Genomic DNA, 14,079 nt, shown 5'->3' on the forward strand with positions numbered 1-14,079 from the left:
GAATATTATGGCGCGAACTCTCTGCGCTTTACCGAGAAGCGATGACAGGGGAGGTGGCCCGTTTGCGCTCCCTTACGGTACAATACCCCGACTATGCGGAGTGGCAACGGCAGGTTTTAAGTCAGGGGCGATTGGAGAAGGAGCTCTCGTGGTGGCGTGAAGAGCTGTCTGGAGTACCGGAAGCCATCACACTGCCTTTTGACCATCCGCGGCCAAAGACCATGGACTATCAAGGGAGCGTGGTAACATTTACTGTGCCAGAAGAGCTGAACTCGAAGCTCAAGCAAATGGGACAGTCCCATTCCGCTACCTTGTTCATGGTGCTGGAAACAGTGTTTGCAGTGTTGCTGGCCCGCCTTGGGGCGGGCAGGGATGTGGTGGTGGCCAGTCCAGAGGCCGGACGTTACCGGCCTGAGCTCGAAGGCTTGATCGGGTTCTTTGTTAACACCTTGACGCTGCGCAACCGTGTGGACTTAACCAGTTCCTTTGAAGAGCATCTGCAGCGGACACGGGAAGTGGTGTTATCTGCCTTTGCTCATGCCCAAATTCCGTTTGAAGCGGTGGTACAGGCTCTGGAACCAGTGCGTTCCATGCAGCATGCGCCGGTGGCACAGGTGGCTTTTATTTTACAAAATACTCCTGAGGTGGAGTTTGAACCCCATTTAGGAGAAGTCGAGATCTCTGGTTTTACGCAGGCCCCGCCCCCGGCAGCAAAGTTTGAACTGGCCTTTGAGTGTGTGGAAACCGATGGTGGTCTTGAGGGCAATGTATTTTATGCCACACAAGTGTTTGACCAGCAAACGGTGGAGCGTATTGCTGCTCAATACTGCCGATTACTACAGCAGGTCGTGCAGGCCCCACAAGCTTGTCTTTATGATCACTCGCTTTTGGGTGAGGATGAGTTTGAGCATCTTCTGCACGGCTTTAACGACACACACGTGAGTTACCCAGAGGATCAAACGGTTGTGGAGTTGTTCGAAGCGCAAGCCCGCCTACGGCCTGACGCTGTTGCGGTGGTGGATGGGGAACACCAGCTGAGCTATGGCGAATTGGATGCGGCCTCCAACCGTCTGGCCCGGTATCTGATCTGTCAAGGGGTGGGACCGGAACAGGTGGTGGGGGTGTGTCTGGAACGCTCCGCCCAGCTGATCATCACCTTGCTGGCCATTTGGAAAGCAGGCGGCGCCTACCTGCCGCTGGATCCAGACTATCCGCCAGAGCGCCTCGCCTTTATGCTGAAAGATGCCAGGGTAAGGGTAGTCTTCACACAATGTAGCGTGATGAAGGTTAGTGCCCTGGGTGAGAAAGCAGGTGGGGGACATCTGGTCGTTCTGGATGATGTCGATGTTAGGCAAGAGTTATTGGCGTTCAACGGTAAAACGCCTACGCTGGATGGCCAACTCAACGCAAGTAGCTTCAGCTCTTTTGCCTATGTGATCTACACTTCCGGTTCCACTGGCACCCCAAAAGGGGTGATGGTCTGTCATAAAGGGCTTAGTAACCGCTTGGCATGGATGCAAGAAATGGTGCCGTTGGGGCCTGAGGATGTGCTTTTACAAAAGACACCTTACACCTTTGATGTCTCGGTCTGGGAGCTGTTCTGGGGAGTAACCTGCGGTGCGCGGGTGGTAATATTGGCGCCAAATGCTCACCGGCAGGTTGACCTAGTATGTCAGGCCATAGTGGACAACGGAGTGAGTGTAATTCACTTCGTGCCAAGCCTGTTTGAGCCCTACGTGGCGTCTTTAGAAGCCGGAGAGGAGCTTGAGAGCCTAACCTCATTACAGACGATATTTACAAGCGGAGAGGCCCTCAGTGCAACGTGCGTGAGACGGTTCCATGCGGTCGTTGCTAAAGCGGGGAAAGAGGCCGAGCTGATCAACCTATATGGGCCAACAGAGGCTACCATTGAGGTTTTATGTTATCCAACAACTGGCAGCGAAACGGTGATCCCTATTGGTGCTCCTGTAGCCAACACGCAGGCTTATGTGGTGGACCCATGGGGGCAGCCGGTCCCGATCGGAGTTTCTGGCGAACTGCTGATTGGCGGGGTTCAGGTGAGCCGCGGCTACCTAAGGCGTTCCGGTTTAACTGCTGAGAAGTTCATCGCAGATCCGTTTTCCGGCAAAGCGGGGGCGCGGCTGTATCGCACCGGGGATCTGGCCCGCTGGCGATCTGATGGCACGCTGGAATTCCTTGGCCGTATGGATACTCAGGTCAAAATCCGCGGCATGCGGGTGGAGCTGGGGGAGATTGAGGCGGCGCTGCAAGCGCAAGCGGGCATTGTTCAGGCTGTTGTTGTGGCACGCAGTTTTGAAGGGACCTCAAGAGAGGATGTTTCTCTCGTGGCCTATGTGGTGCCGCAAGGTAGGACGGAAGATCTGGTGGCCTGTGCGCTTGACCATTCGGTTGAGAGTGATGGAGAGACGGACCATCAGGCCATGTATATTTTGAGACTGGAGAGCGTGCTGGATGCGGCGCAGGTGCGCTCGGGTCTGGCCTCTACCTTGCCCGGCCATATGATACCTTCCCAGTTTGTCGGGTTGTCGTGCCTGCCACTCACGCCGTCAGGAAAAGTGGACCGCAAAGGCCTGCCGGATGTAGCAGGAACAACCGTGCAAGTGGGCTTTGTGGCGCCGCGAACCCAGCATGAAGAGCTGATCTGCCAAATCATGCGCGATGTGGTTGCCCATGATCGCCGTTCTCTGGAGCGGGTGGGACTTGATGATAACTTCTTCGAGATCGGGGGGCATTCTATTTTTGCCGCCCAGTTGGCGCTGCGGCTGGAAAAAGCCCTTGGTATGCACGTGCCGGTACGTCTTGTGTTTGAAAGCCCCAGTGCCCGCCAGCTGGCTACACGGCTTGAGGAGCGTTTTGACAAGCCGTTACCAGCTGTGGAGCCGGTGGATCGCAAGGCGCCCATTTCCGCCTCGTTCGAGCAAGAGCGCATGTGGCTGGCCAATGCCCGCTTTGAAGGGCAGCCGGTCTACAATGAGGGCCTGCCGTTGATCTTGCGCGGGGCTGTGGACACACAGGCCCTTCGTCAGGCGGTACAAGGGGTGTTGGAGCGCTATGAGGTGCTGCGCACCCGGCTGGTCAGCCGCGATACCCGCCTGTGGCAGGAGATTGATCCGCCCGAAAGTCTGCAGAACGTGTTTGAGGATTGGTCACAAGAGGGGCAGCCATTGGAGGCGTTGCAGGAGCGGGCACAGCAGCGCGGTGCCCGGCTGCTCGCCGCAGCCTATGATCTGAGTACTGATCACCCCTGTCGCTCGCTGGTGCTCAAGCTCTCGCCAACCGTTCATGTGTGGTGTCTGGCCACCCATCACAGTGTGGGGGACAATTGGTCGCTCAGTCATGTGCTGCCGACCGATTTTGCCGCGCTGTATCAGGCCGCCAAAGAGGGACGACCAGCTACCTTGCCCCCCTTACCGCTACACTATGCAGACTATGCCGCCTGGCAGCGGTCCGAGGCGATGGCGCCGGTATTGGCTGAAGAGCTGCAGTGGTGGCAACAGACCCTGTCTGGCATACCACAAGCGTTGGACTTACCGTTTGATCGGCCGCGGCCGCAACAGCGCAGCTTTGCCGGACGCCGGATTATCACACCGGGACTGGACCCGGACCAGTGGCGGCAAGTGGAGGCGTTTGCCGCCCGTCATGAAGCCACGCCATTTATGGTGTTTGTGGCAGCGCTTTCCAGCTTTCTTGCCCGGGTCTGTGGTAATCAGAACATTGTTCTGGGCACGCCGCATGTGATGAAGCCCGATGCGGCCTTGTGGCCCGAGTTTGGCTACTTTGGTAATACATTAGCCCTGCGCCTGCCGGTTGATGGGCAAGAGAGTTTTGAGGGGTTGGTGACACAAGCCCGTACCTGTGTGCAGGACGCCTTCGCCCATCAGTATGTGCCGTTTGAACAGGTTGTTTCCGCTTTGGAGGACACAGCTGCCAACATCACCCCGGTGTTTCAGGTGCTGTTGGTGATGCATGCGTTTCGCGATGAAGGAGCAGTGCTGCTGGACGGGGTTGAGGCGGAGTACCTTGAGGGCTCACATCCGCCGATCTCGAAATATGATCTGACGGTGGATATCAACCCCTGCACCTCAGGTGTGATCCTCTCCATGGAGTATGCCACAGATGTCTTTGACGAGAAAACTGTCCAACGCCTCGGGGCCATGCTGCAGCGGTTCTTAACTTCCGCGTTGCAAACACCTGACACACCCGTTGCGTTGCTTCAGCTTTTGGATGGGGCAGAGCGTGAGCAGCTGCTGCACGGCTTTAACGACACACACGTGAGTTACCCAGAGGATCAAACGGTTGTGGAGTTGTTTGAGGCGCAAGCCCGCCTACGGCCTGACGCTGTTGCGGTGGTGGATGGGGAACACCAGCTGAGCTATGGCGAATTGGATGCGGCCTCCAACCGTCTGGCCCGGTATCTGATCCGTCAAGGGGTGGGATTAGAGCAGGTAGTCGGCGTGTGTCTGGAGCGCTCAAGTGAGCTGATCATCACCTTGCTGGCGATCTGGAAGGCGGGCGGCGCCTACCTGCCGCTGGATCCAGAGTATCCGCCAGAGCGCCTCGCTTTCATGCTGGGAGACGCTGGGGTGAGGGTGGTTCTCACCCACCGTAATATGAGGGAAGCTGCTGCCCTGAATGCGAAAGCAGGCGAGATACGTCTGGTTGTTCTGGATGATATTGATGTTAGACAATTGTTAATGGCGTTCAGCGGCAAAGTGCTTACACAAAATTACTCAGAGAGTTTACTGAGGACCCGCTCCCTTGCCTATGTGATCTATACCTCTGGTTCCACCGGCAGCCCCAAAGGCGTGATGATCAGCCATAAAGGACTTTCTAACCGCCTGGCATGGATGCAGGAGATGCTGCCTTTGGGGCCTGAGGATGTCCTGTTACAAAAGACACCTTACACCTTTGATGTATCAGTCTGGGAGCTGTTCTGGTGGGCCTGCCATGGTGCACAAGTGGTGATGCTCCCCCCAGGGGGGCACCGGGACACTGATTTGGTGTGGCAGACAATGTGTTTGCACAAGGTGAGTGTCTTGCATTTTGTACCCAGCCTGTTTGCTAGTTATTTGGATGATTTGAAGGTTGGCAAAGATCGTGAGAGCCTTGCTACGCTGCGGGCGGTGGTGACTAGTGGCGAAGCGCTGCCACTTTCTTGTGTAAGGAGCTTTCATGAAATTTTAGTTCAAGAGCGATGCTCCACCGCACTGGTCAACCTTTACGGCCCCACCGAGACCACCATTGACGTGACGGCGTATCAGACCATAGGTACTGAGGACGTGGTGTCCATTGGTTCTCCTGTGCCCAACACGCAGGCCTATGTGGTGGACGCAAGGGTCCAGCCTGTCCCGATTGGAGTTTCTGGTGAACTGTTGATTGGCGGGGTTCAGGTGAGCCGCGGCTATCTGGTGCGGCCGGGGTTAACTGCTGAGAAGTTCATCGCAGATCCGTTTTCCGGCAAAGCGGGGGCGCGGCTGTATCGCACCGGGGATCTGGCCCGCTGGCGATCTGATGGCACGCTGGAATTCCTTGGCCGTATGGATACTCAGGTCAAGATCCGCGGCATGCGGGTGGAGCTGGGGGAGATCGAAGCGGCGCTGCAAGCGCAAGCGGGCATTGTTCAGGCTGTTGTTGTGGCACGCAGTTTTGAAGGGACCTCAATAGAGGATGTTTCTCTCGTGGCCTATGTGGTGCCGCAAGGTAGGACGGAAGATCTGGTGGCCTGTGCGCTTGACCATTCGGTTGAGAGTGGTGGAGAGACGGACCTGCAGGCCATGTATATTTTGAGACTGGAGAGCGTGCTGGATGCGGCGCAGGTGCGCTCGGGTCTGGCCTCTATCTTGCCCGGCCATATGATACCTTCCCAGTTTGTCGGGTTGTCGTGCCTGCCACTCACGCCGTCAGGAAAAGTAGACCGCAAAGGCCTGCCGGATGTGGCAGGAACAACCGTGCAAGTGGGCTTTGTGGCGCCGCGAACCCAGCATGAAGAGCTGATCTGCCAGATCATGCGCGATGTGGTTGCCCATGATCGCCGTTCTCTGGAGCGGGTGGGACTTGATGATAACTTCTTCGAGATCGGGGGCCATTCTATTTTTGCCGCCCAGTTGGCGCTGCGGCTGGAAAAAGCCCTTGGTATGCACGTGCCGGTGCGCCTTGTGTTTGAAAGCCCCAGTGCCCGCCAGCTGGCTACACGGCTTGAGGAGCGTTTTGACAAGCCGTTGCCAGCTGTGGAGCCGGTGGATCGCAAGGCGCCTATTCCGGCCTCGTTCGAGCAAGAGCGCATGTGGCTGGCCAATGCCCGCTTTGAGGGGCAGCCGGTCTACAATGAGGGCCTGCCGTTGATCGTGCGCGGGGCTGTGGACACACAGGCCCTTCGTCAGGCGGTACAAGGGGTGTTGGAGCGCTATGAGGTGCTGCGCACCCGGCTGGTCAGCCGCGATACCCGCCTGTGGCAGGAGATTGATCCGCCCGAAAGTCTGCAGAACGTGTTTGAGGATTGGTCACAAGAGGGGCAGCCATTGGAGGTGTTGCTGGAGAAAGCACAGCAGCGCGGTGCACGGCTGCTCGCCGCCGCCTATGATCTGAGCACTGATCACCCCTGTCGCTCGCTGGTGCTCAAGCTCTCGCCAACCGTTCATGTGTGGTGTCTGGCCACCCATCACAGTGTGGGGGACAACTGGTCGCTCAGTCATGTGCTGCCGACCGATTTTGCCGCGCTGTATCAGGCCGCCAAAGAGGGACGACCAGCTACCTTGCCCCCCTTACCGCTACACTATGCAGACTATGCCGCCTGGCAGCGGTCCGAGGCGATGGCGCCGGTATTGGCTGAAGAGCTGCAGTGGTGGCAACAGACCCTGTCTGGCATACCACAAGCGTTGGACTTACCGTTTGATCGGCCGCGGCCGCAGCAGCGCAGCTTTGCCGGACGCCGGATTATCACACCGGGACTGGACCCGGACCAGTGGCGGCAAGTGGAGGCGTTTGCCGCCCGCCTTGAGGCCACGCCCTTCATGGTGTTTGTGGCGGCGCTTTCCAGCTTCCTTGCCAGGGTCTGTGGTAATCAGGACATTGTTCTGGGCACGCCGCATGTGATGAAGCCCGATGCGGCCTTGTGGCCCGAGTTTGGCTACTTTGGTAATACATTAGCCCTGCGCCTGCCGGTTGATGGGCAAGAGAGTTTTGAGAGTTTGGTGACACAGGCCCGTACCTGCGTGCAGGATGCCTTTAGCCATCAGTATGTTCCCTTTGAACAGGTTGTTTCCGCTTTGGAGGACACAGCTGCCAACATCACCCCGGTGTTTCAGGTGCTGTTGGTGATGCATGCGTTTCGCGATGAAGGAGCTGAGCTGCTGGACGGGGTTGAGGCGGAGTACCTTGAGGGCTCACATCCGCCGATCTCGAAATATGATCTGACGATGGATATTAACCCCTGCACCTCAGGTGTGATCCTCTCCATGGAGTATGCCACAGATGTCTTTGACGAGGATACAGTCCAACGCCTCGGGGCCATGTTGCAGCGGTTCTTAACTTCCGCGTTGCAAACACCTGACACACCCGTTGCGTTGCTTCAGCTTTTGGATGGGGCAGAGCGTGAGCATCTTCTGCACGGCTTTAACGACACACACGTGAGTTACCCAGAGGATCAAACGGTTGTGGAGTTGTTCGAAGCGCAAGCCCGCCTACGGCCTGACGCTGTTGCGGTGGTGGATGGGGCACACCAGCTGAGCTATGGCGAGTTGGATGCGGCCTCCAACCGTCTGGCCCGGTATCTGATCTGTCAAGGGGTGGGACCGGAACAGGTGGTGGGGGTGTGTCTGGAACGCTCCGCCCAGCTGATCATCACCTTGCTGGCCATTTGGAAAGCAGGCGGCGCCTACCTGCCGCTGGACCCAGACTATCCGCCAGAGCGCCTCGCCTTTATGCTGAAAGATGCCAGGGTAAGGGTAGTCTTCACACAATGTAGCGTGATGAAGGTTAGTGCCCTGGGTGAGAAAGCAGGTGGGGGACATCTGGTCGTTCTGGATGATGTCGATGTTAGGCAAGAGTTATTGGCGTTCAACGGTAAAACGCCTACGCTGGATGGCCAACTCAACGCAAGTAGCTTCAGCTCTTTTGCCTATGTGATCTACACTTCCGGTTCCACTGGCACCCCAAAAGGGGTGATGGTCTGTCATAAAGGGCTTAGTAACCGCTTGGCATGGATGCAAGAAATGGTGCCGTTGGGGCCTGAGGATGTGCTTTTACAAAAGACACCTTACACCTTTGATGTCTCGGTCTGGGAGCTGTTCTGGGGAGTAACCTGCGGTGCGCGGGTGGTAATATTGGCGCCAAATGCTCACCGGCAGGTTGACCTAGTATGTCAGGCCATAGTGGACAACGGAGTGAGTGTAATTCACTTCGTGCCAAGCCTGTTTGAGCCCTACGTGGCGTCTTTAGAAGCCGGAGAGGAGCTTGAGAGCCTAACCTCATTACAGACGATATTTACAAGCGGAGAGGCCCTCAGTGCAACGTGCGTGAGACGGTTCCATGCGGTCGTTGCTAAAGCGGGGAAAGAGGCCGAGCTGATCAACCTATATGGGCCAACAGAGGCTACCATTGAGGTTTTATGTTATCCAACAACTGGCAGCGAAACGGTGATCCCTATTGGTGCTCCTGTAGCCAACACGCAGGCTTATGTGGTGGACCCATGGGGGCAGCCGGTCCCGATCGGAGTTTCTGGCGAACTTCTGATTGGCGGGGTTCAGGTGAGCCGCGGCTATCTGGTGCGGCCGGGGTTAACTGCGGAGAAGTTCATTGCCGATCCGTTTTCCGGTAAAGCGGGGGCGCGGCTGTATCGCACCGGGGATCTGGCCTGTTGGCGATCTGATGGCACGCTGGAATTCCTTGGCCGCATCGATACTCAGGTCAAGATCCGCGGCATGCGGGTAGAGCTGGGTGAGATTGAGGCGGCGCTGCAAGCGCAAGCGAGCATTATGCAGGCTGTCGTTGTGGCTAAAACGTTTGATAAGCATAATCAATCAGATATTGATTTGATCGCTTATATTGTGCCGCAAATACTAAAGAACACGACCAGCGCTGTTGATGTACGAACGAACGATAAACATGATTTGGTGCTAGGTTTAGACATGATTCCGGATCTGGGTTCTGTGCGAAACTCCCTCAGAAGTGTTCTTCCCGAACATATGGTGCCCGCACAGTTTGTGGGGCTGTCTTGTCTGCCATTGACCTCTTCAGGTAAAGTGGATCGTAAAGCCCTACCTGAAGTGAGTGTAGAGGTGGTGCAAAGTCAGTTTGTGGCTCCAGCCAATGCTACAGAACAGCTGGTTGCCTCAACCTTTAGTGAATTGCTTGGGGTAGAACAGGTAGGACGAGAAGATAGCTTCTTTAATCTCGGGGGACATTCTCTTCGCGCTGTTCAGCTAGTTATGCGCCTGACAGCCGCGATCGGTAAGGCTGTCGCCATTCGCACTGTATTTGAAGCGCCAACGGTGAGAGCCTTGGCCCAGTGTATTGATAATGCACAGACCGGGTACTCCCCTCTTGTTCCTTTCAGGAAGACTGGGCCTTCTTCTAGAGCAATTGTGTGTTTTCCCCCTTTGCTAGGAATAGCGACTCCCTACAACAAAGATGTCATAGTGAACCAGTGGGGAGAGTTTGGGGATGTAATTGGTATACAAGCCAGAGGTCTTGGACAAGATGAAGTGCCGTTTGAGACCTATGAGGAAATGATTTCCTGCTACTTTGAAGCATTGGAGAAGGAAAAATATGACGCGCTGGTATTTGTTGGCTGGTCAATGGGGGGAAAAGTTGCTCTTGATGTAGGCTTGAGATTTCAGAGTGTAAACCGGCCAATTGACGCACTCATCATATTGGATACCGATCCATTCAATGAACCAAGACAAAGCCCAAAGGATATCCTAGATGTTTTGGTTAAGGAATTTTGTGGGGATTTGTCGGAGGAATTTATAGAAGGTTTGAGCGAAGGTGAGAAAAGAGACTACCTTAAACGAGATCTTATAAGCTCTGAAATTGAGGAGACCGGAGACTCTATTCTGGGAGAGAAAGAGCTTGAAATGTTGGTTGATATGTCGCTTGCGCACGGGGAAATATGGCTTCAGCGACCTGATCCAACGCCACTGGAATGCATAGGGTATATAATCCGAGCACAAGAAAATATCAGAAGTGAAAAAAAGCCTGATTTGGGTTGGTCTAATATATGCTTCGAAGTTCATACCATGGATATTCACTTGGCACATACTGAGTTGTTTGACTTGAATAAGGCCGCGAAAACTGCAGCTCTCGTTAGAGAATGTATCACAGACCTCACATAAATACATACTGGATATAGCCATAAGCATATAATTTAATTATATATTAACCATGATTTATTGTAACCGTTGGTCTAGTCCCACCTAGGTCCCGTTTACAAATAGGGTTCACAAACCCAATAATTTGTGATTCAAAGTAATTGTATAGTCCCGCAGAGACATGGAATCACAAATTGCTGGTTTAGGGAATCCCGAAACCAATCTGTATCGACACGCTCTAAAGCGTACCTTGGCGACACTGCCTTCACACGACAGTCTCATTCCTTACAGTTATAGGGGAAGTCAGGGTGAATTCAACTGATCGTCGCAACAGTTCGACACTAGAGATTGCGATGATAATACCAACGGCACCTGTTTTTGACTCGGGATGAGGATTCCCAAATCACTTGAATTGTGATTCAACATTGGGAAAGGAGATTCCCAATGTCAGCGATCCCATTGCGCCGAGACTATGATGCTTCTTCGTTACGAACTCTTGCTTGTCAAAGTAAGGATGTCAGGCAGAGCCGCCGCCTTCTTGCTCTTGCTGCTGTTTATGATGGGTTGTCGCGCTTGGAGGCGGCACGCATGGGCGGCATGGACCGCCAAACACTGCGAGACTGGGTGCATCGGTTTAACGCAGAAGGGCCGCACGGCCTGTACAATCGTAAGAGCCCGGGCCGTGTCCGGTGGTTAAATAAAGAGCAAATGGCTGAATTTGCAGATCTGGTTGAGGCTGGGCCTGATTTACAACAACACGGCGTAATTCGCTGGCGTCGGCGGGATCTGCAAGGTGTGATCGAGCAGAAGTTTGGGGTCAGCTATAGCGAAAGGGCTATTTCAAGCCTCCTCAGAGTTCTGGGATTTTCTCGGGTCAGCGTTCGGCCACAGCACCCGGCACAGGACGAGCAAGTTATGGAGACATATAAAAAAACTTCCATGCCCGGCTTAAAGAAATAAAAGCGCGCTTGCCCTCACAAACATCCATGGAAATCTGGTGGCAGGACGAAGCCCGCATTGGTCAAAAAAATGGGCTCACCAGAAGGTGGGCAAAAAAAGGAACGAGACCACGGGCTCCCAGCGACGGGCGCTATCAATCAACTTATGTATTCGGGGCCATCTGCCCCGCCCACGGCAAAGGGGCAGCACTTGTTTTGCCCAAAGCCAATACCAATTCCATGCAGCTTCACCTTAAAGAAATCAGCCGAACCGTCGCCAAAGGGGCGCACGCAGTGGTCCTGATGGATCAAGCGGGTTGGCATACAACGGCAAAACTGAAGTTGCCTGATAATATAACCATCTTGCTGCTCCCACCCCGTTCTCCGGAGCTCAACCCGGTTGAAAATGTTTGGCAGTACTTACGGCAAAACTGGCTCTCTAACCGAACCTTTCAAGACTACCAGGAAATTGTCGATGCCGCCTGTTCCGCTTGGAATAAGCTTATTCAACAACCCCACACAATCACATCAATCGGTAGACGAAATTGGGCGCATACAGGTCAATTATAAGTGCCGTTGGTATAACTCGAAAGAGAGGCTTGGATAAAGCCGCGTGTGCTAAGCTACACTCACTCGGCCGTACTTAACTGTTGCATCATTTGAACCCAATCAATGGCGTATTAACGGTATATCGTCTTTGATATATGTGAACATTAAATAATGCGGGATAGTTTATATATTCATATGCCTTCTGGTGGGATCTTTTAGTTAGCAAAGAGCACCCAAATGGATGTAAAACCGTTTCAAGTAAACAGCCTTGTCGATCTTTTAGCGAATGCGGCACAGTCCACACCGGGTCACCTTGCTTTTCAGTTTTACCGGTTTACTGCTGCCCAAACAGGCAGCCAGTTGCAGGTGTCCTATGGGCAGCTTTGGCAACAGGCAAGGGCTTTGGGCGCGCAGTTGGCGCGGCGACTAGAGCCAGGGGAACGAGCGCTGATCGTTTGCCCACCGGGCCTAGATTACATTATCGCCTTTTTTGCCTGTCAACTAGCCGGTATTATTGCAGTCCCAGCTTACCCACCGCGCAACAGCAAGCACATGGAACGGCTGGGGGCGATCCTTCAGGATGCCAAGGCCCACAGTGTCTTATGCCTAAGCAGTCAATTGAGACAGCTTCACAACTGGGAGCAAAAGCTACAATTGGCATGTTTGCCGGTTGATCAATGTTTGCTTCAGAGCCATGCACACTGGGTACCTGTAACATCTGAAGCGGATGTTATTTCCTACCTGCAATACACCTCAGGAACCACAGGCCTTCCCAAAGGGGTGATGGCCAGTCACCAGCAAATTCTGGAGAATTTGAATCTTATTCAAAAGCTGATGAGCGGTGGTTACAGTACCGGGACACAGGTTGTTGATGCCATGTGCAGCTGGTTACCACCGTTCCATGATCTGGGCCTCATTGGTACGATATTGCTACCGCTTTACATGGGGGTGCCCGCCCATCTGATGGCTCCAGCCAGCTTTGTACAATAGCCAAGACGTTGGCTGGAGATTATCAGCCAAACCCGCTCCACTCTGACCATGGCTCCTAACTTTGCCTATCAACTGTGCTGTGACCAGATTTCCGAAGAACAAAGGTTCGGGCTTGACCTGTCCAGCCTGCGCTTTGCGCTTAATGCTGCAGAGTCGGTGCAACTAACAACTATGGAGACGTTTAGCTCCATTTTTTGCACAAATGGCTTTAGGGCTTCAGTATTTTGCCCTGCCTATGGATTGGCCGAATCGGTGTTATTGGCCACAGCTCGCCAACCTTGGAAATACAAGGGAAGCGGCGACCATGCAACCGAGGAATGCTTTCAAAGCTACCCGGGCACAGCGTTTGAGCAAAGGGCAGGTGGGCAGACGGGCGGTGGTGGCGTGCGGGCAGGTGCTGGACACGCAGCGACTTTGTATCGTGGATCCGGATAGTTGTATGGAGCTACCGCAAGGATCCGTCGGCGAAATCTGGTTGTCCGGCCCGTCTACAACCAGTGGCTATTGGAACAAGCCAGAGCTAACATCTCAGGTGTTTCAGGTGCGGAAGCATGATGATGACAACGGCTGCACATGGCTGCGTACCGGAGATTTGGGAGCTTTGCGGAACGGTCAGCTTTATGTGTTGGGCCGATTGAAGGAAATGGTGATCATTCGCGGGCAGAACTATTTTGCAGCAGATCTGGAGATTACAGCCAATAGCAGCGATAGTCTTCTGGGCCATGACCACACCATCGCTTTCGGGGTGGAGCGGGAAGAACGGGAAGAACTTGTGTTTGTGCATGAGCTGAGCCGTTCTAGTATGAAGCGTTTCCAGCCGTCCATGCCGCCGATCTCGCCAACAGCAACAATCATCGCCTTATGGCTGCCAGCCAGCAGAGCGACCTGATGCTCCAAAACTGCAATGCGCTGTTTGGCCTTTGCAAGAGCAACGCTCAGGTCTTTCCCACTTTTGCGCTGCTTGGTTTCTATCACTCGCGCACTTTCCTGAATGGCAGCGCATTTATTGATTTGTGCTTTCGTTATCCGATTGCGCGATAAGGTAGTGTGCGCAACACCAAGTACCCGTGCGATGCTGCGGATCGTAATGGTTTCGTCCTCCAGAAGCCGTGATCGACAGGCGCTGCCAATCCGCTCATCGGGTCCGGTGAAAGGGTCATCGTTATGAGGTTGGGTCACGTAAGGGTCCTTTATACGTCCCATCGATCAGTCTGCTCAGGTCTTTGCCGTCTGGAAAGACACGGTCACCCGGCGCCGTTCCTTTGGCTTTCTGG

Annotated in this window: 5 protein-coding genes (1 of these 5 only partly in view); all 5 read left to right on the plus strand. The window is 54.4% G+C overall.

Annotation, left to right across the window (positions count from 1 at the left end):
• Positions 1–10,352: the 3' portion of a non-ribosomal peptide synthase/polyketide synthase gene (locus P6574_RS09445; protein ID WP_310620064.1), read on the plus strand. The gene continues 25,135 nt to the left of window position 1, outside the view; only the last 10,352 of its 35,487 coding nucleotides appear in the window; the start codon falls outside the window, past its left edge; it ends in the stop codon at positions 10,350–10,352.
• A 420-nt stretch (positions 10,353–10,772) separates the two neighbouring features.
• Positions 10,773–11,836 (plus strand): IS630 family transposase gene (locus tag P6574_RS09450; RefSeq protein WP_310619047.1). Its coding sequence is split into 2 segments (ribosomal slippage): positions 10,773–11,256 and positions 11,256–11,836, totalling 1,065 coding nucleotides; the frame shifts between segments, so codons are not numbered across the junction.
• Between the two features lie 216 nt (positions 11,837–12,052).
• Positions 12,053–12,805, plus strand: coding sequence for an AMP-binding protein (locus tag P6574_RS22090; RefSeq protein WP_405048088.1), 753 nt, complete (start codon positions 12,053–12,055; stop codon positions 12,803–12,805).
• A 48-nt stretch (positions 12,806–12,853) separates the two neighbouring features.
• On the plus strand, positions 12,854–13,240 hold the full coding sequence (locus P6574_RS22095) for a hypothetical protein (protein WP_405048164.1): 387 nt from the start codon (positions 12,854–12,856) through the stop codon (positions 13,238–13,240).
• Positions 13,227–13,694, plus strand: coding sequence for an acyl-CoA synthetase family protein (locus tag P6574_RS09460; RefSeq protein WP_310620065.1), 468 nt, complete (start codon positions 13,227–13,229; stop codon positions 13,692–13,694). Before P6574_RS22095 ends, P6574_RS09460 begins: the two co-directional genes overlap by 14 nt.
• Positions 13,695–14,079: the final 385 nt, after the last annotated feature.

The sequence above is a fragment of the Pseudovibrio sp. M1P-2-3 genome, assembly GCF_031501865.1.
GTDB classification, from domain to species: Bacteria; Pseudomonadota; Alphaproteobacteria; order Rhizobiales; family Stappiaceae; genus Pseudovibrio; species Pseudovibrio corallicola.

Coding starts and splice junctions, on each gene's coding strand:
- P6574_RS22090 (WP_405048088.1), top strand. CDS start 12,053: ATGGATGTAAAACCGTTTCAAGTAAACAGCCTTGTCGATCTTTTAGCG.
- P6574_RS22095 (WP_405048164.1), top strand. CDS start 12,854: ATGGCTCCTAACTTTGCCTATCAACTGTGCTGTGACCAGATTTCCGAA.